Raw genomic sequence first — 20,246 nt, forward strand, 5'->3', positions numbered from 1 at the left:
TTCTTAAACACGATAAGGCTAAAGTAGTAAGCTAAGCGCGCCCTAGCGAAAAAAATTACTACAAACTTCACCGAGATGAGTATAATAATTATTGCGGCATAATCAGATAGTTAGTAAATTACTCTAATTCATGTTAAAAATCATTCGCAACACTTAACTTGTGATCATTACAGCGGCACATACCGGCATTCTGGAATTATATGTATAGATATTCTCAATTACTTTTAAGAAATTTTCTCTTTGCTTTGGGCTTCATTGCTAGCATAGCAATTACCTGTACTTTGCTATTGGCCTTTCAAATTTCTGAGCAACAAATTCAACACCAGCAGACATTACTCACTGTAGACCAAGAGATAAAACCTGGCGACAGTGCAACCTTTGCCAAGCAAGTATCAAAGTTCAACCGTTACCAATTTATCAATATTGCTAATAATGAGGGTGCCATCATTATTAATCAGCAACAAGAGCCTATGCAGTTTGCCGACTTGATACTGGCGCCTATTAGCCAAGTGAAATTGCCTAATTCAGCGTTAACGATACGATATCAATTAGATGCCAATCATGCGGTAGTCTTTTTACGTAAAGCGGTATTATCGGTGTTTGTATTAAGTATTTTATTCATTTTTATTGCAACCTCATTTAGCCTTGCACGCTATCGTCGATTAACTCAAAATATTTGTGAGCAAATAAAGCAAGACCTTAACCTTATCATTTCCGGTCAAGATGACCCTGATGAGGTTAAAGATAATATAATTGATTTACCTGAAATTCAGCAAAATTTAACTGAACTCAAAACACTGCTTGCTAAAAAAACTAGCGCAACAGCCTTATTAGAAAAAGATGCCTACATCGACCCAGTAACTAAATTAGAAAATCGTAACTGTTTTATTCAATTTTTTGAAAATGCAGATAGCCGTTCTGATTTCGGGGTTTTGTCGATTACTCGTTGCTCTGAATTACAAACCATTAATCAAGTGCACGGTTATCATGAAGGTGATAATTATATCCGCAAGGTGGCTGACATAATGAAAAATGCCATCAGTCGATATAGAGGTGCGCAAGTTTTTCGTTTAAATAGTTCTGACTTTGCGACATTAATCCCCAATGTGAGCTTAAAAAGCGCAGAAACATTTGCGGCAGACCTCACGGCAAGTTTTAATGAATATCAACATACGTCAGATTTAGACTCTATCGGCTATACAGGTTTGGTTTATTTTAATGATAACAAACCTGTAGGTGAACTTTTAGCGTTAGCTGATACTGGCATTAGTGTCGCCCAAACCAAAAGCGTTAATGCTTGGTATGCCCAAGCTGACAGTAGCATTTTATACAACATCAGCGCGAGTTATGGCAATCAACATTGGCGGCAAGAAATTGATAGTGTTATTGAAAACCAAAGAGTTAATTTACTTGTCCAGTCGATTAAGCCCAGCAGCCCTAACAACCGGGTATACTCAGAAGTTTTGGCTCGTTTTTTAAATAGTAATGACGATATGCTTCCCACGGCTTCTTTCTTCGCTATGGCTGAAAAGCTCGACAAAATTGCTGCTGTTGACCAGATGATTATAGAGACTGTAATAAAAGAAATTGAGGATAGAAATATGCAAAATCATTTCTTTGGTATTAATATTAGTGCTCGTTCGATAAACGACGGTCATTTCGTTATTTGGCTAGAAAGACGGCTTTTGCGCGATACCGCCATTGCCTCAAAACTGGTGTTTGAAATTACTGAAAGTGGCTTACAACAAAATATAAAAACCAGCAAAAAATTTATTGATATGATCCACCGGGTTGGCGCCAGAATTACCGTTGAACGTTTTGGTATTGGCTTAACTTCATTTAAATTCTTTAGAGATTTAAAGCCTGACTTTATTAAAATGGATAGCACTTACACTCGAGATATTGACGAAGACAAAAATAATCAATATTTTATGCGGTTGATGGTAGATTTAGCCCACAGATTAAGTGTGAGTGTACTGGCAGAAAGCGTTGAAACCCAAGAAGAAAAATTTATGCTTGAAAAACTATTTGTTGATGGCTGTCAGGGTTTCTATATTGGTAAGCCCAGAGCTATTTCTTTGGTGTAGTGGATTAAGCAACCTTAACTAAAGCCACTGAAATACTGTGGCTTTTTATTTTTTCATCTAATTTTAAAAGCCATTAACTTGTGGCTTCATTGTTTAACTTTACTCGGTTTTTTTCACCACAAGTAATTAACCACACATTAAAATGAATATCCTTACGGTTCGTATGTTGTTTATTGCCAGATAAACACGGATAATAGCGCGAATTTCCACAGTAATATATTGATCAAATGACTGATTATCTCTTGCTACTTGTTGGCACAGTATTAGTAAATAACTTTGTTTTGGTTAAATTCCTAGGCTTATGCCCATTTATGGGCGTGTCGTCTCGCACTGAAACTGCCATAGGTATGTCGTTTGCGACAACATTTGTTATGACGCTAGCTTCGTTACTGAGCTACATCGTCAATAGTTATATTCTAGCGCCCTTAGGTTTAGAATATTTAACCACCATGACCTTTATTTTAGTGATTGCCGTTGTCGTGCAATTTACTGAAATGGTTGTGCATAAAACCAGTGCAAACTTATATCGCTTGTTAGGTATTTTTCTGCCACTGATCACCACTAACTGCGCCGTACTTGGTGTTGCGCTATTAAACCTTTATGAGCAACATAATTTTTTCGAATCTATCATTTATGGTTTTGGCGCCGCTGTCGGCTTTTCTTTAGTATTAATCATGTTTTCAGCTATGCGGGAAAAACTGGCTAATGCCGATGTACCAGCGCCATTTAAAGGCTCAGCTATTGCCATGATCACGGCAGGTTTAATGTCATTAGCATTTATGGGCTTTACAGGATTGGTTAAGTTTTAATGAATACAATCATCGCAATATTAGTACTGGGTGTTCTAGCCGCCTTATTTGGTGCCTTGTTAGGTTTCGCTTCAGTGCGGTTTAAAGTACAAGGTGATCCACTGGCTGAACAGTTAGATGCACTGCTGCCACAAACACAATGTGGCCAATGTGGTTACCCTGGTTGTAAACCATATGCAGAAGCCGTTGCTAATGGTGAAGCTATAAACAAATGTGCGCCAGGTGGTGAAGACACCATTAAAAAAATTGCTGATTTAATGGGGGTAGAGGTTCAGCCTTTAGATGAGAATCATGAAGCAGATAACTCCCCTAAAGTCGCTTTTATTATTGAAGAAGACTGTATTGGCTGTACCAAGTGCATTCAAGCCTGTCCGGTTGATGCCATTATAGGCACAACCAAACAAATGCACACTATCATTGCTGATGAGTGCACCGGTTGCGACTTATGTGTTGCACCGTGCCCAGTAGATTGTATAGAGATGATCTCAGTTGCCACAACAACACAAAACTGGCAATGGGATTTAGATAGTATACCTGTAGTACAAATAAATTAAGACGAGGTTTGGGTGGAATCGGTAATTGAACGTATAAAACGAGGAAGTTTTTCGCAGTTTCATGGCGGCATACATCCGCCTGAGCAAAAATTTCTCACCTGCTCCAAACCCATTGCCAGTGCGCAAATTCCTGAACAGTTGATTATCCCTATTCGTCAACATATTGGCCAGGCAGGTAATGTCATGGTCAAAGTCGGCGACAAGGTGCTTAAAGGGCAAATATTAAGTGATTGTGACAGCCCAATGTCGGTGCCGATTCACGCCCCTACCAGTGGTACAATCACGGCCATTAAATCAATGGCGATCCCTCACCCTTCTGGCTTAAGTGAAGCTTGCATTATATTAACACCTGACGGAGAAGACACTTGGAAACAGCGTCATATTTGTCCTGATTTTCACTCATTAAGCAAAACGCAAATATTAGAGAAAATAGCTAATGCAGGTATTTCTGGTATGGGAGGCGCAGGCTTTCCAACACAGGTCAAAGTAAGCACCTTAGCTAAAATAGATTACTTAATTATCAATGCTGCTGAGTGTGAGCCTTATATCACTGCTGATGATTTATTGCTTCAAGAACATAGCCCAACCATTCTAGATGGCATTAAAATTCTTGACCATTTATTAACTCCAAAAAACATTCTTATCGGTATCGAAGAAAATAAAACTAAGGCCATTTCAGCCTTAAAAAAAGCCACGGCAGATATTGACCATATCGACGTTTGTGTTATTCCAACGAAATACCCAAGTGGTGGTGAAAAACAACTGATACAAATATTAACCGGTCAAGAAGTCCCTAGTGGCGTTTTACCAAGCTCGTTGGGTATAGTGATGCAGAACGTTGCCACCTGCTTTGCTATTGCTGACGCCGTTATCAATGACACACCACTGATCAAACGCGTTGTTACCGTTAGCGGCCAAGCGCTAGAAAAACCACAAAATATCTGGGCACTTATTGGCACTCCCGTTGGTTTTTTAACGGATCAATGTGGCTACAAAAATAGTCAAAATAGGCATTTAATCATGGGTGGCCCTATGATGGGTTTTAGTTTACCTCATGATCAAGTTCCGGTGATAAAAACCACCAACTGTATTTTAGCGCCTAGTGAAATTGAAATAGCCTCACCCTTTTCGTCAACGAGTAGTAAAGAGGTTGAGTGTATTCGTTGTGGTCAATGTGCCGATGTATGCCCTGCACAATTGCTACCACAAGAATTACTATGGAGTGCGAAAGCAAAAGATCAGGCACAACTGGCAAAGCTTAATCTATTTGACTGTATTGAATGTGGTGCTTGTGCTTACGTTTGCCCAAGCCAAATACCTTTAGTGCATTATTATCGTGTTGCCAAAGCTGAAATCCGTCAACAAAAATTACTCGATATCAAAGCCGAAAAAGCCAAAGTTAGATTTGAAGCGCGTAAGCAAAGACTTGAACGCGAAAAAGTTGCCCGAGTAGAAAAACATAAAAAAGCTGCCGAGGCGCGCAAAGCCAGAATGAATACAGATACAAGTGCAGCAAAATCAGAGAAATCTGCAGTAGCAGACGCACTTGCTCGGGTAAAAGCAAAAAAAGCTCAAGCCAGCCTAAAGCAAAATACTGCAGAAGGTTCTGTTACCAGTACTGTCGAGATGACTGCTGAATCAGTTGTACCCGTTGCACCCGTTGACGAGAGTAAAAGCCAAGTGGCCAATGCTATTGCAAGAGCAAAAGCGAAAAAAATAGCACAGAAAAACCAAGCACAAATAGAGTCGTTAGATACGCTGCAAAACAACGAGTCACTAAGCTCATCGCAAGCAGCGCCGGTTGTCATTGATAAAAAAGCTAAGGTTGACGTAGCTATTGCAAAAGCAAAAGCAAACGAAAATAAACCTCAAGCAGAAACAATATCAGACAGCCCTAATGCTCAAGTTGACGCAACAACAAAAGCACTTCCCCTTGAGATAGTTAACTTAGCATCAGATTCAGATGACAAAGCCACTCAAGCACTAAATAAAAAGGCGAAAGTGGCCGCTGCAATCGCGAAAGCAAAGGCTAAAGCTAAAGCTAAAACAGCAGCAAATTTAGCGGCTGAAACATCGTTTGACCGTGCCGAGCCATCAACAACGCCCGCTAACATTGATGTTATGCAAGACAGTAATACAGCAGCACAAGCGGATATTGCGGCAACTAAAAAAGCGCGCGTAGCGGCAGTAGTGGCTAAAGCAAAGGCGAAAAAACTAGCCGCTTCATCCAACAAATCAACAACTTCAGAGTAATTAAGTACCATGGCCTTTTGGATAGCAAGTTCACCGCACAATCATCAACAAAATGAAACATCAAGCCTAATGAGGCTGGTGATTTATGCCACCATTCCAGGGATATTTGCGCAATGGTACTTCTTTGGCTGGGGTAACTTAATTCATATTTCTTTAGCAGTAGCTGCCGCAATCATCGCTGAGTTTACGGTACTATCATTAAGAAATAAAAAAATTACGCCTCAGTTATTTGATGGTAGCGCCATATTAACCGCTGTTTTACTGGGTATAAGTTTACCTGCCTTAGCCCCTTGGTGGATATCAGTTATTGGTAGCGTTTTTGCGATTGCACTGGTTAAACAACTCTATGGTGGTTTAGGACATAACCCTTTCAATCCAGCCATGGCGGCCTATGTAATGCTGCTGATTTCATTTCCGCTGCAAATGACTCAGTGGCAACCACCACTATCATTACTGGCCATGGATATACAATTAACTGACACGCTTGCCGTTATTTTTTCTGGCTATACGCCACAAGGTTACTCAGTTGAACAAATTCGTACCCACATCGATGGTTTTACTATGGCGACCCCGCTAGATACGGTTAAAACTAATATGACTTTAGGCTTAACCGTAGTTGAGAGTATGCAAGCCCCAACCATAGGTAAACATTTTGGCGTGGGTTGGGAGTGGATCAATGCTGGCTTTCTACTTGGCGGCTTATTTTTATTGAGTAAAAAAGCCATTCCTTGGAGCACACCCGTAAGTTTTCTATTAAGTTTATTTGTTTGTAGTTTCATTGCCTTTATGATTAGTCCTGATAGCAATGCCTCAACTATGTTTCACTGGTTTACTGGCGCAACCATGCTAGGGGCATTTTTCATTCTGACCGACCCTGTTTCTGGTGCAACGAGCGTTAAAGGTCGACTCGTCTTTGGCGCACTGGCTGGCTTATTAGTTTTTCTGATCAGAAAGTTTGGTGGCTATCCTGATGCTGTCGCCTTTGCGGTTTTACTCTGTAATATGTCCGCGCCTTTAATTGATCAATATACCCGCCCTCGCACTTATGGCCACGACTTAGGAGTGAAAAAATAATGTCTGAGTTAACGCCTGCAATAAGTAAAAACTCAAAAATATTAGCCTTATTCGCGGTAGCCTGTACGGCAACCGTTGCTTTAGTGCAGCTACTGACAGAAGATCGTATTGAACTTCAGTCTCAACAACAATTAATTCAACAATTAAACCAAGTTATTCAAAAAGATAGTCATGATAATGAAATGTTCCGTGATTGTATTATAGCGCCTACGGGCAAGGACACAGAGTTGTTAATCGATGTAATTTACCGCGCGCGATTAAATAATATGCCGACAGCTGCTGCCATTAAAACAGTGGCACCCGATGGCTACAGTGGCAATATTGAATTGTTAATTGCGCTCAACATTGATGGTAGTGTGAGTGGCGTTAGAACATTACTACATAAAGAAACACCCGGTTTAGGTGATAAAATAGAACTCAGAAAAAGTGACTGGATAACAACATTTGCTGGAAAAAAAGTCTTAGATAAAAACGATAGTCGCTGGGCGGTTAAAAAAGACGGTGGTATGTTTGACCAGTTTACCGGAGCTACCATTACCCCCAGAGCTGTAGTAAAAACAGTTAGAAAAACCATTGACTACTTTCAAGCTAATCAAAAAGTCATTTTTAATACCGCCAGTAACTGTGGAGTGGAACAATGAAAATAAATCCAGAATATAAAACATTAGCTTGGCAAGGTTTATGGAAAAACAACCCAGGCTTGGTGCAGTTGCTTGGCCTTTGTCCCTTATTGGCGGTAACCTCAACGGTTGTTAACGCTTTAGGCTTAGGCATAGCAACCATGTTTGTCCTGATTTGTTCAAACGCCACCGTCTCAGCCATCAGACAATGGGTGCCCAAAGAAATCCGCATTCCAATTTTCGTGCTTATTATTGCCACTTTTGTTACCTGTGTGCAGTTGCTGATGAACGCCTTTACTTACGACTTATACCAATCGTTAGGCATTTTTCTGCCGCTCATCGTCACCAACTGCGCTATTATTGGCCGGGCAGAAGCCTACGCCTCTAAAAACCCTATTAAACAATCTAGTTTTGATGGCTTAATGATGGGGCTTGGTTTCTTAGCCGTATTAGTTGTCTTAGGGGCAATACGTGAAGTTTTAGGTCAAGGTACATTGTTTGATGGCGCAAACCTGCTTTTAGGGCAATGGGCCACAGGATTAAGAGTAGAGATTTACCAGCTTGATAGCCAATTTTTATTGATGATATTACCGCCAGGTGCCTTTATTGCCATGGGCTTTTTAATCGCAGGTAAAAATATTATTGATCATAAAATAGCACAAGCAAAGCCTAAAAAATTAGAACAAGCGATTGAACGTGTTCGTGTAAACTTTGAAAATTAACTAGCGCACTTAAATAAGAATACCTAAATAAGCATACCTAAATGAAAATAATAAAAAATATCTCTGATGAATAAAGAAACACGACTAGATATGTTAACGCGGTTGCGAGACAACGACCCAAGCCCAACCACAGAGCTTAATTTCTCCAGTGCTTTTGAGTTATTAATTGCGGTGTTATTATCTGCTCAAGCCACTGATGTCAGTGTCAACAAAGCCACTGACAAACTTTATCCTGTCGCTAATACACCACAAGCACTACTTGACCTTGGTCTTGACGGCTTGAAATCTTACATCAAAACCATAGGTTTATTTAACACCAAAGCGGTAAATACCCTTAAAACCTGTCAAATGATAATCGATTTGCATAATGGTGAAGTGCCTGAAAATAGAGCGGCCCTTGAAGCCCTACCCGGCGTTGGCAGAAAAACCGCTAATGTGGTACTCAACACAGGGTTTGGTTGGCTAAAAGATAATGAGGGTAAATACTTTATTGCCGTTGATACCCATATCCAACGCGTCGCTAACCGCACTGGCTACGCCAAAGGCAAGACAGTAGAAGAAACAGAAAAAAACATCATCAAACACACGCCAAGAAAAACAGAATTTTTTTTTAATTTACATCATTGGCTCATTCTTCATGGCCGCTACACCTGCATAGCCCGCAAACCAAAATGCGGTTCATGTATTATTGAAGACTTATGCGACTTTAAAGATAAGACTGAAGACTAAAAGTTTACTTAACCTATTTAAGACCAGTACAAGTGCAATATTAGCCATTGAGCTTAAGTGTTTATCGTTAACGCCAGCAGCGAAAGTAGATGAAAACCACCTTGTTAATCCTGCTATGTTTTTCAACACTTTACTGATAATTTAGCGGTTTTTACTGACAAACTAAACCTATCAAACTCCTATGTGTTGATGACAATCACTTAGCCGTCTGATTTAATTATCTGTAATTTTTGTTTCATAAAATCGATAAACATGCGGTTTTTATTGGGCATATATTTACTTTGCACATACTGCAAACAAATGTCTCCATGATAACTACATTGTAACTGCCAGTCTTTCAATAGCGGGATCAGCCTTCCCGCTTCAAGCCCTTGCTGCGCGGTGTAATCGGGTAAAGAGCCAATACCAAAGCCCTGTTCAATCGCGTCTCGACGCATTTCACTGTGGTTAAGTAAATATGATCCCGTGACTTCTACGGTAGTTTTATGATTTTCATTACTAAATCGCCATCGGTTGTCGGTCATATTTTCGCCTAAGCAAATGCAAGGTAAAGCTTTTAAATCATCGGGATGTTTTGGCAGAGCATGCTTGGCTAAAAAATCAGGACTGGCACATAACACCTGTTCAACGCGGCCAATGTTAACATTGACCAAAGCTTCAATAGGATAGTCATTAATATGAATCAAAAAATCGACACCGTCATGGATCGGATCTAAAATACGGTCGGTGACTTTTAAATGTAACTGAATGTCTGGATAGCGTTTTAAAAACTCAACAAAAAGTGGCCGTAATACCTGATTGGCCAGTGATTTTGGTGCCGCCACCCTCAATAACCCACTCACCGTCGATGTGATAGAACGACTGGCATTAACCGCTTTTTCTGCCGACTCAACCATCTGTTTACAGTAATCAAAAGTTATTTTTCCTGACTCAGTTAACGCCAGTTGTCGTGTTGTACGCTGTAATAGTTTGATGCCTAATGCATCTTCTAATCTGCTTATTTGACGGCTGACTGCTGAGGGTGTTACGCCAAGTTTTTTTGCCGCTTTACTAAAATTTCCCTGCTCAACCACAGTGACTAAAATAGCCATATCAGACAATAAAGGCATGAGTTTATTTGTGTCCACTAGGCACAAGTCCTTATACAAATATGTGTATTGTTTTAAATATCTCATAGATTAACATATATCCGCAGTCATGAGTTGGCTGCTATGAGCATATGTTAAATGATGAGAGGTAAATATGGAGTTGTTAATCAATACGTATATGGCAGAAATTATCGCGGTGGGCACTATCGCTATTTTTATGGCTATGTTACCTGGGGCTGATTTTGTGTTAGTGACCCGCACGAGTATCTACAATGGTCGTTTGGCCGGTTTATATATGAGCTTAGGCATGTGTTTATCTGTTTGTATTCATGCCAGTTATTCAATTGCAGGCTTAGCCGTGGTGATTGCAAGTTCAGCCTGGTTATTTTCTGCAATCAAATATTTAGGCACGGCTTATCTTATCTATATTGCTTGGCAGTTGTTAACAACACGCGAGCCTTTACATAATGACCAAAAACATCAAACAGCAGATATTTCGGCCTTTATCGCGCTGCGTCGTGGCTTTACTTGCAACATATTAAACCCTAAAACCTCTATCTTCTTCTTAAGTATTTTTACCCAAGTAGTGTCGGTAGATACCCCCTTAATAATGCAAATAAGCTATGGGTTGATCATTATGTTGGCACATTTTATCTGGTACAGCGGTGTTGTTTTACTGTTATCACACCCCAGTATATTGCCTCGCTTTAATCGCCAAAAACAAAAAATTGATAAGGTAGCAGGATTTATCCTGATGCTCATTGCTATCAAGCTCAGCCTAATCAGTGCTATTTAAGTAAGAGCTACAATTAGCGATCTCAAGACATAGCTAATTGTAGGCTTTCAGACTTCGTTTTTATCAGAATATGACCAAAAAACTTCAGGTTTCAGTTTTATTTTCGCTCAATACTTATTGTTATACAAAGACTAATAGTACCGCGGCAGATATTAAGTATTAAGATTCAACATTCAATATTCCACATTTAATATGTGTCTTCCAAGTGATGACATTATTTAAGTTCAGCTAATTTTTTGATATGTGCCGGTGAAATCCCACAACAGCCACCGATAATAGAGGCACCAGATTTAAGCCAAGATGAGGCAAATTCGCAATACTTTTCTGGTGGAACATCATCTCTGATACCAGAAATACCATTACTTTTATTCGCTTCGTGTAGTTCACCAATTACTGAAAAATTATTAGCGTACACACCTAACTGAACTTCGTTTTCAATTCCTTGATCTAATAGCGCCTGTTTAGCGGTGATAAGTACGGTCTGCATGACTTCGACACAGCTACAATTAAATAATATTGCCGAAACATTTTGCCCTGCAATTTCGCTAACGGCATCATAAACTGACTCTCCTGAACGTAGAGTCGACTCGGTGGATATTTCATCTTTAACAGTAAAGGCAATCCAAGTAGGTTTGCCAGTAACAAGAGTGCGAGCCTTGATCATTGCGGCTTCTGCGATAGATGATATCGTTTCGGCTAGCCATAAATCTACATCAACTTCCTGATTTTTTATTAATAACTCAAGCAAGGGCTGCGCTTGTGCCACTGAAAAAAGATCTGGTCGGTAAGAGCCTAACAATGGCGGAATACAACCCGCGACTAACAAACTTGAATTATCCTTAACGCACTCTCGTGCTAACCTAGCGGCTAGTTTAATAAGCTCAGCCCCTTGTTCGTTAAAGCGTTTCTCACCAATATGAAAAGGCACTAACGCGTAGGTATTGGTGGTAATGATATCAGCACCGGCCTTGATAAAGCTACGATGCACTTGAGAGATAAAATGAGGCGCTTCAATTAACGCTTGAGCTGACCATTCTGGTTGTTGAAAAGGGGCACCAATACGTTGCAGTTCACGGCCCATACCACCATCAAGAATTATCGGAAATGTAAAGGGTAATTTCATACTCATTCTTTCATCTGTTATCTATAAAAATAAGAGCAGAATAACCATGCGGTTGGCGTAAAGCAAGCGTAAATAGGACATTGATAAAATTGAACTAGGCTTTGCGTTTTTGGATGTTGATCTCTAGTAGCAAGCTACTGGCCTAGTCAACTAAAAACATGCCCTTTCCTACTTAAATCACATAAAAATCATTATACCAGACATTAGTTACCCTACTATTTACCGAAAACAGATTGACCTTTAATATCAATCGAGCTAAATTGAAAGCGCTTCCAAATTCGATAAAAAACTGAAAGTTCTAAAAATAATTAACGCTAACTAAAACCACTAACTAAAACCACTAACTAAAACCACTAACAATAAATCATTAAGAATAAATAACTATGAAATTGACTTTACCTTATAACTCAAAAATGAATTCAACAGATTTTATTTATGGTGTTGCTACTGCCTCATTCCAAATCGAGGGCGGTATCGAGCAACGATTGCCCTGTATCTGGGATACATTTTGCTCTTTAGAAAACAGTATTGTCGATGGTTCAAATGGAGACGTTGCCTGTGATCATTACCATAAATGGCCTCAAGACATCGAAATGATTGAATCTCTCGGCGTTGATGCTTATCGTTTATCTATTTCGTGGGGAAGAGTTGTTAATGAAGATGGCAGTATCAATGCCACAGGTGTAGCATTTTATATTGCCTTGTTAGATAAATTAGTAGAGAAAAACATTAAATCCTTTGTTACGCTTTATCACTGGGATTTACCTCAACACCTTGAAGATAAAGGTGGTTGGTTAAACAGAGAAACGGCTTACGAATTTCAAAAATATACCGAAATAGTGATTAAAGCATTTGGCAATAGAGTGCATTCGTATGCTACGTTAAATGAGCCTTTTTGTAGCGCTTATTTAGGCTATGAAATTGGCATTCATGCACCAGGTATTAAAGGTAAAGAGTTTGGCAAAAAGGCAGCTCATCATTTATTACTTGCTCATGGTTTAGCGATGAAATCTCTTAAAAAATTAAGCCCGAACACACTTAATGGCATTGTACTTAATTTTACCCCTGGCTACCCTGCTTCTCAAAATCCAGCTGATATAGCAGCAGCTCAGTTTGCCGATGAATATTTTAATCAATGGTATATAAAACCTATTTTTGATGCTCAATATCCAGAAATACTTGCGCAACTGCCATTATCACAACATCCTGATATTATTGCAGGTGATATGGACATCATTTCAGAGTCTGTTGATTTTTTAGGTATTAATTATTATACACGTGCAATATATCAAGCTGATGAAAATGAAATATTCACTCAAATTTCCCTTAAAGATGTTGCTTTAACCGATATGGGTTGGGAGATATATCCATCAGGGTTTTCTGATTTATTGATTTCTTTAGATGCCAAATACACCTTACCTCCTATTTATATTACTGAAAATGGCGCTGCAATGCCTGACAGTATCAAAGATGGCAAAGTAGAAGATGCTCACCGAGTCGCTTATTACCAAAGCCACCTTAACGCGGTAAATACAGCCATTGAATCAGGTGTCGACATCAGAGGTTACTTTGCTTGGAGTTTAATGGATAATTTTGAATGGGCTGAAGGCTATTTAAAAAGGTTTGGTATTGTCTACGTCGATTATCAAAGCCAAGAAAGAACTATAAAAGCCAGTGGTTATGCCTATCGTGATTTAATCCATCAACGAAAAAGCAATAACAACAAATAGTTAATTGAAAAACCGAATACTTTAAACACAACTATCATTAAAATAAATGTTATTTCCATGTGATACCAATAGCGCTGTTTCAAGTGTTTATAAACTAGCCTTTGAATATAATTGAACAACGTAAAGTGTCATTGTATATAAAATAAGAATAATATTAACTTTAAAAAAAAAGAGATTCACATGCTAAAAATTAAAGAAAAAATAGCTTACGGTTTGGGCGACACAGCCAGTAATATCATCTTCCAAACCGTGATGATGTTTTTACTTATTTATTATACTGATGTGGTTGGTCTTTCTCCCGCACTTGTTGGCACTCTTTTTCTTGTTGTTAGAATATTTGATGCAATCACTGATCCCTTAATGGGAGCAATGGCTGATAGAACGAAAACTAAGTGGGGACAATTCAGACCTTATTTATTATGGCTAGCCCTGCCTTTTTGCCTGATCAGTATTTTAGCTTTTACCACCTTTGATTTATCTGAAAATGGTAAAATCGTTTATGCATTTGCTACTTATACTTTATTAATGATCGCTTATACCGCGATAAACATTCCTTATTCAGCGCTGGGTGGTGTACTTACCGCTGACCCTGAAGAACGCGTATCAGTACAATCATATCGATTTGTTTTTGGTATGTTAGGTGGTCTAATCGTTGCAGCAGGTACTATGCCATTAGTAGAGTGGTTTGGTGCTGGAGATAAAGCACAAGGCTATCAGTACACTATGATAGCCATGAGCTTGCTAGGCTTAATGCTTTTTCTGCTTTGTTTTGCCGGTACTAAAGAAAGAGTTAGCCCGCCAAAAGATCAAAACTCAAGCTTTAAAGAAGATTTGTCTGCCTTATGGAAAAATGATCAATGGCGAATTCTTTGCTTAGCTGGATTATTGTTATTAAGTGGCCAAGTACTGCGCGGCACACTGGCGGTTTATTATGTGAAATATTATTTAGGTCGCGCTGACCTGATCACCTTGTTTATGACTTTAGGGATGATAGGTAGCATTCTAGGTTGTGCACTGGCGTTACCACTATCTAAAAAAGTATGTAAAATTAAAGCCTATATTTGTTTACAATCAATCGCTGCTTTTATTTGTATTATCAGTTATTTTGTTGGCAGTGAACAAACAGTTATGGCCTTCACTTTATTCTTTCTTTGGAGTTTTTTCCTGCAGATGGCCACCCCCTTACTTTGGGCTAAAATGGCTGATACCATCGATTATGGACACTGGAAAACTGGCGTTAGGATAACGGGTATGGTTTATTCAGCTATCGTTTTTTTCATCAAACTTGGCGTTGCCATTGGCGGTGCATTAGCGGGTTGGTTATTGGCCTATTATGGCTACCAAGCTGATATAGAACAAAGCACTAACACGCAACAAGGCATATTAGCTGCTTTCACTATTTTTCCTGCTGTAGGGTCGATATTAGTTGCCTGGGTAATGCGCTGGTACATACTTGATGCAAAAAAAGTGCAATTTATTCACCAAGCTTTAAAAAACACATCAAGTTAGTTAATTTGAAAAATGTAAATCGCTAGCCTAAAATAATATAGTTAGCGTTTTATTAGCGAGTTAACGTCGCCTCTATCAAATAAATAAATGCATGCTAAATCTAACAACTAAACAACATTTAAACTTAAATTTAACGAGTAAAAGCTCTAAAATAGTTAACTTTATTTATTAAAATACGGTTGACCTTATTAGTAAAATATTTTAAATTGTGGAAGCGCTTCCTGATTGAAGGATGTTTTTTTAAATTGAACTGGAAGCGCTTCCAAATATATAATAATCATAATATGAAATACCTCGGGAGACACACGATGAATTCAACTTTTAAAAAAACTCAACTTGCTACAAGTTTATCTATAATTTTAGGCGTAACGGCAATAACGCCGGTTTTTGCTGCTGAAGAAGTTGCAAAAGATAAAACTGAAGTGATCGAAGTTACGGGTATCCGTAGCAGTATGGTTAAATCGATGGATATGAAGCGCTCAGCTAGTGGTATCGTTGATGCTATTAACGCTGAAGACATTGGTAAATTTCCCGACAGTAACTTAGCTGAATCGTTACAACGTATTACGGGTATTTCTATAGAAAGATCAAACGGCGAAGGCAGTAAAGTAACCGCTCGTGGTTTTGGTCCTGAACGTAATTTAGTCACGCTTAATGGTCGTCAACTTCCGACTACTACCGGTGATCGCTCGTTTGATTTTTCCAATCTTGCCGCTGAAGGTGTTAGCGGTGTTCAGGTATACAAAACCTCAAAAGCAGATGTTCCTACCGGTGGTATTGGGGCAACAATTAATATTACTACCCATCGCCCTCTTGATAATCCAGGCGAAAAAGCGGTATTTAGCGCTGAAGCATTAAAAGATCAAACAACCAAAGAAGGCTCTACTACGCCACAATTTTCGGGCTTGTATTCAAATACATTTGATGATGGTAAATTTGGTATTTCGATATCAGGTAGTTATTCAGAGCGTGAAAGTGGTAGTCAGCAAGGTAAAACAGCTTTCTGGCGAAGCTTTTCAGGTGTACAGGATAATGACTGGGGTGGCTCTAATGCGGCATGGGGTGGTGTAGGAAGAGATGATAGCCAAACTAATCGCCCAGGCGACGATGACATTTATTCAGTACCACAAAATACTATTTACAAGTTTGAAGAACAACAGCGTAAAAGAAGTAATGCGCAATTAGTGCTGCAATATAGTCCAACAGATGCTATTACTGCGACACTTGATTACACCTATGTAAAAAAAGAAAATGACACACAATTTAACGACATTTCAGTATGGTATAACTTTGGACCAAGCGAAAATATTTGGACAGATGGCCCAATAAGTTCTCCTGCTGTTTATTCTGAAACTTTTGATCCAAATAACCCTACCGATCTTGCAATGGGTGGTGGTGACTTTAGTGTTAAAGATGAAACTAAATCGCTTGGTTTAAATTTAGAATGGCAAGTAAACAACAGCTTAAGTCTAAGATTAGATCATCACGACTCGTCAGCTCAAAGTGATCCAAATAGTCCTTTAGGTTCAAGCAACACTATCGGTATGGCTGCTTTTGTTCGTACAGCTTCTGCAACTGACTATACAGGTGATATTCCAGTACTATCTGTTACTGGCGGTAATGCAGTTCAAGCCTCAGACATGATTGTAACCGGTAGTTCTTTTATCAACATCAAAAACCGTGCTGATATTACGCAAACTCAACTGCATGGTAATTATATTCTTGAAGAAGCCGGTAGCATAGATTTTGGTCTATCATTGACCAGTTCTGAAAGCCGACATAGAGAAAAGAATGTTCAACGAAATAACTGGGGTGGTGAAGGTACTGCTGGTTCATTCGATGAGTCATTATTTCCACGTAGAAGCATTCAAGACCAATTTGACAATTTAAGCGGTGGTAACTTTGAAGGTTATAATGGCGATGTCGAAATTTTAGAAAATTATTTCGCCTTTGATTTTAATGGCGTTAGAGAACGTGCTGTTGATGTATTAGGTGTTCAAGCATCTGCTTTAGGTGATTGTGGTAATTCATTTTGTCCATCAAGCGACTATGCTTCACAAACTGACCAATATACTAAAGAAGAAATGACTTCAGTTTACTTCCAATATAACTACGAAGGTGAAATTGGTACTATGCCATTTGATGTGCATTTTGGTATCCGTTATGAAGAAACAGATGTTACTTCAACGTCTTCAGTGCCTGAATTTACTAATGAACCTCGTTGGGAAGGTACCAGTGAAGTATCACTATTAAGCTCTGGTAATGTTATCTACGGTACACAAGAAGCAAGCTATGATCATTTGCTACCCAGCATTAACTTCAATTTAGAAGTTACTGATGATGTTATTCTTCGCGCAGCTTACAGTGAAACTATTGGCCGCCCTCAATATAACAATATGATTGGTGGCACACTGCTAAACCCTGGTGCTCGTGTAGGTGGCGGTATAGGTTCTACCGGTAACGCTGGTTTATTACCACTTGAATCTGAAAACATCGATTTATCAGCAGAATGGTACTACGGCGAAGGTAGTTACGTTTCATTAGGTTATTTCACTAAAGACGTAACAAACGATATATTAGTAGACACGGTAAATACTACCACGGGTATTGTTAACCCTGCAGACGGTCCTTATACAGAAGAAGCACGAGCAGCTGTTGGCAATGATGGTTTAGCACAACGTCAATACATCTTTGATACCTATGCGGCAACAGATCCAGAACACGTCTTCATGGAAGGTGGCAACATTATTATTTTAGGTAATGCTGAAACTGATAACTTGATGAACTTCGGTATTAGTACTCCGATAAACTTAACTGAAAAAACCGGTTATGACGGTATTGAGTTTGCCGTACAACACTTATTTGGTAATAGCGGTTTTGGTACTATTGTTAATTACACTAAAACAAATACTGACAATGAACATGATGACTTTGACATTGGCGCTCAAGCGGCTGAATTAGGTATTAGTGATTCGGCTAACGTTGTTGGCTTCTACGAAAAAGATGGTTTATCAATTCGTATTGCTTATAACTGGCGTGATAAATTCTTAGTAGCGCTTGTACAAGATGGTCAAGCAGGTCCTGGCCCACGCTATATTGAAGAATATGCTCAAGTTGATATGACCGTAAGTTACGATGTACCACAAGCAGAAGGATTAACTGTTTTCTTCAATGCCATCAACATTACTGAAGAAAATGCCCGCACTAGTGGACGTGACGAACGACAAGTATTAGATTCTATTCAACAAGGTGCACGTTACTCTTTAGGTGCTCGCTATACATTCTAACAGCCCTTTATTGAGCTGATAAGAAAGTAAATTAAAGGCCGTATAAATTATTCGATAATGTATTTGATATTTTATGCGGCCTCTTTATATATGATGTAAAAATAGAATTATTACAAAAAACATCGGTCTTAAACAAATATTTTCAAGCGCTTAAGTAGGTTAGATACCCAGTTAGTCGTTAACTAGCAGTAGATCGCCTAAAGAAAGCACGATATAGTTTTAGTTGAAATATGTCCTTATGTTTTTTGTAAATATTTTAATTTTAAGTAAATTTATGAATAAACCATTAAAGAAAATTGTGATTGTTGGTGGTGGCTCGGCTGGCTGGTTGACCGCTGGAATAATTGCGGCAGAACACGCCAGTGCTCAAGATTCGGGTATCGAAATCACCCTAGTTGAATCTGCAGATGTTGCCACTATGGGGGTTGGCGAAGGTACTTGGCCATCAATGCGTACTACCTTGAAAAAAATGGGAATTTCAGAAACCGAATTTCTCATCGAGTGTGATGCTAGCTTTAAACAAGGGTCAAAATTTACTCATTGGATTACCAATACTCATGAAGGCTATTATCATCCTTTTACTTTGCCACATGGCTTTAATGACATAAACCTATCATCGTATTGGCAACCCTTTCGAGATAAAATCAGTTTTGCCGATGCCGTTTGTCAACAAAGTCATTTAGGCGCTCATGGTCTAGCCCCTAAACAAATCACCAGCGCTGAATATTCATTTGCAGCCAATTATGGTTATCATTTAGATTCAGTTAAATTTGGTCGGTTTTTACGCAAACACTGCACTGAAAAATTGCATGTTAAACACATTGTTGATCATGTCAGTAAGATCAACTCAGCAAAGAATGAAGATATAGCCTCAATTACCACCACAAAACATGGTGATATTTCTGCTGATTTATTTATTGACTGTACCGGCTCAGCATCGATTTTATTAGCTAAACACTACAAGATTCCTTTCATCAGTAAAAAACATATTTTATTTAATGATTCCGCTCTAGCGGTTCATGTTCCTCATGAAAATGAAGATAGCCCTATTGCTTCTTTTACTTCATCAACCGCGCAAACGGCCGGTTGGATTTGGGATATAGGCTTACCTTCACGCCGTGGTGTCGGTTACACCTACTCCAGTGCTCATATTAGCGATACAAAAGCTGAGGAAGAGTTAATAGAGTACATTACTCCTCTTATTGGTAAAAAGTCTGCCAACGCTGCCATGATGCGTAAAATAGCACTAAACCCTGGACACAGAGAAAAGTTCTGGCATAAAAATTGTGTCGCTGTAGGAATGTCTGCTGGTTTTATTGAGCCGCTAGAAGCTTCAGCATTAGTGTTAATAGAGCTCTCAGCTAAAATGATCAGTGAACAATTACCTGTAAACCGTCAAGCAATGGACATTGTGGCTAAGCGCTTTAATAGCAAGTTTTTACATCGTTGGGACAACATCATTGATTTCCTCAAATTGCATTACGTGTTAAGTAAAAGAACGGATTCAGATTATTGGGGCGATAATAAAAATGCAATGCATATCCCAGAGAGCTTACGAGAACAGTTAGCATTATGGCAATATCAAGCGCCATATAAATACGATGCAATTCATACGGAAGAAATGTTTCCGCCAGCAAGTTTTCAATTCGTTTTATATGGTATGGGCTTTGTTACCCAAGCTCCCCATAAAAAAAGAACAGACCAATCAGCAAAAGCAGAGGCTTTGTTCAATGAAAATGTACAACGAACAAAACAACTATTATCTGCCTTGCCAACAAATCGTGAATTAATTAATAAAATTAAAAAATATGGCTTACCAAAAATATAGCGATACCAACGCTTAAAAAATCTAGCCACACATCAGT

15 protein-coding genes are annotated in these 20,246 nt (G+C 38.9%); 13 read left to right on the forward strand and 2 right to left on the reverse strand.

The features are described from left to right. The first annotated feature begins 200 nt into the window (after positions 1 to 200). The 8 genes from H4J41_RS13000 to nth all read left to right on the forward strand — a co-directional run bounded on the left by H4J41_RS13000 (position 201) and on the right by nth (position 8,848). On the forward strand, positions 201 to 2,087 hold the full coding sequence (locus H4J41_RS13000; RefSeq protein WP_182137680.1) for an EAL domain-containing protein: 1,887 nt from the start codon (positions 201 to 203) through the stop codon (positions 2,085 to 2,087). Positions 2,088 to 2,314: 227 nt separating this feature from the next. Further along, positions 2,315 to 2,896: an electron transport complex subunit RsxA gene (gene rsxA, locus H4J41_RS13005; RefSeq protein ID WP_081153075.1), complete on the forward strand. Its 582-nt coding sequence runs from the start codon at positions 2,315 to 2,317 to the stop codon at positions 2,894 to 2,896. Continuing rightward, positions 2,896 to 3,450, forward strand: coding sequence for an electron transport complex subunit RsxB (rsxB, locus tag H4J41_RS13010; protein WP_182137679.1), 555 nt, complete (start codon positions 2,896 to 2,898; stop codon positions 3,448 to 3,450). The genes rsxA and rsxB overlap by 1 nt, the downstream gene beginning before the upstream one ends. A gap of 12 nt (positions 3,451 to 3,462) precedes the next feature. Continuing rightward, positions 3,463 to 5,703 carry an electron transport complex subunit RsxC gene (gene rsxC / locus H4J41_RS13015; protein WP_182137678.1) on the forward strand — a complete coding sequence of 747 codons (2,241 nt, stop codon included), beginning with the start codon at positions 3,463 to 3,465 and terminating at the stop codon, positions 5,701 to 5,703. A 9-nt stretch (positions 5,704 to 5,712) separates the two neighbouring features. After that, entirely contained in the window at positions 5,713 to 6,777 is a 1,065-nt protein-coding gene (gene rsxD / locus H4J41_RS13020; protein ID WP_182137677.1) for an electron transport complex subunit RsxD, read from the forward strand. Then, positions 6,777 to 7,418, forward strand: coding sequence for an electron transport complex subunit RsxG (gene rsxG, locus H4J41_RS13025; protein ID WP_182137676.1), 642 nt, complete (start codon positions 6,777 to 6,779; stop codon positions 7,416 to 7,418). The genes rsxD and rsxG overlap by 1 nt, the downstream gene beginning before the upstream one ends. Further along, entirely contained in the window at positions 7,415 to 8,119 is a 705-nt protein-coding gene (locus tag H4J41_RS13030; protein WP_182137675.1) for an electron transport complex subunit E, read from the forward strand. Before rsxG ends, H4J41_RS13030 begins: the two co-directional genes overlap by 4 nt. Positions 8,120 to 8,185: 66 nt before the next feature. Continuing rightward, positions 8,186 to 8,848: an endonuclease III gene (nth, locus tag H4J41_RS13035; protein WP_182137674.1), complete on the forward strand. Its 663-nt coding sequence runs from the start codon at positions 8,186 to 8,188 to the stop codon at positions 8,846 to 8,848. 200 nt (positions 8,849 to 9,048) lie between these two features. Here nth and H4J41_RS13040 read toward each other — a convergent pair whose 3' ends face one another. Next, positions 9,049 to 9,975, reverse strand: coding sequence for a LysR family transcriptional regulator (locus H4J41_RS13040; protein WP_182137673.1), 927 nt, complete (start codon positions 9,973 to 9,975; stop codon positions 9,049 to 9,051). Positions 9,976 to 10,090: 115 nt separating this feature from the next. Here H4J41_RS13040 and H4J41_RS13045 point away from each other — a divergent pair, with 115 nt between their 5' ends. Further along, complete coding sequence (locus tag H4J41_RS13045; RefSeq protein WP_182137672.1) at positions 10,091 to 10,732, forward strand: LysE family translocator; 642 nt, start codon at positions 10,091 to 10,093, stop codon at positions 10,730 to 10,732. A gap of 214 nt (positions 10,733 to 10,946) precedes the next feature. Here H4J41_RS13045 and H4J41_RS13050 read toward each other — a convergent pair whose 3' ends face one another. Further along, complete coding sequence (locus H4J41_RS13050) at positions 10,947 to 11,855, reverse strand: homocysteine S-methyltransferase family protein (protein WP_182137671.1); 909 nt, start codon at positions 11,853 to 11,855, stop codon at positions 10,947 to 10,949. A 383-nt stretch (positions 11,856 to 12,238) separates the two neighbouring features. Between H4J41_RS13050 and H4J41_RS13055 the strand changes: the two genes are divergently transcribed. The 4 genes from H4J41_RS13055 (at position 12,239) to H4J41_RS13070 (ending at position 20,209) form a co-directional block, all read left to right on the forward strand. Then, a complete protein-coding gene (locus H4J41_RS13055; RefSeq protein WP_182137670.1) occupies positions 12,239 to 13,585 on the forward strand; it encodes a GH1 family beta-glucosidase in 1,347 nt (448 codons plus the stop codon). Between the two features lie 180 nt (positions 13,586 to 13,765). After that, complete coding sequence (locus H4J41_RS13060) at positions 13,766 to 15,094, forward strand: glycoside-pentoside-hexuronide (GPH):cation symporter (RefSeq protein WP_182137669.1); 1,329 nt, start codon at positions 13,766 to 13,768, stop codon at positions 15,092 to 15,094. A gap of 308 nt (positions 15,095 to 15,402) precedes the next feature. Next, the gene (locus H4J41_RS13065; protein ID WP_182137668.1) at positions 15,403 to 18,381 is read left to right on the forward strand and encodes a TonB-dependent receptor; all 2,979 of its coding nucleotides are present in this window, start codon (positions 15,403 to 15,405) and stop codon (positions 18,379 to 18,381) included. A 274-nt stretch (positions 18,382 to 18,655) separates the two neighbouring features. Next, a complete protein-coding gene (locus H4J41_RS13070; RefSeq protein ID WP_182137667.1) occupies positions 18,656 to 20,209 on the forward strand; it encodes a tryptophan halogenase family protein in 1,554 nt (517 codons plus the stop codon). Positions 20,210 to 20,246: the final 37 nt, after the last annotated feature.

Origin of the sequence: Colwellia sp. MB3u-45, from assembly GCF_014077005.1 — a bacterium.
GTDB lineage: Bacteria > Pseudomonadota > Gammaproteobacteria > Enterobacterales > Alteromonadaceae > Cognaticolwellia.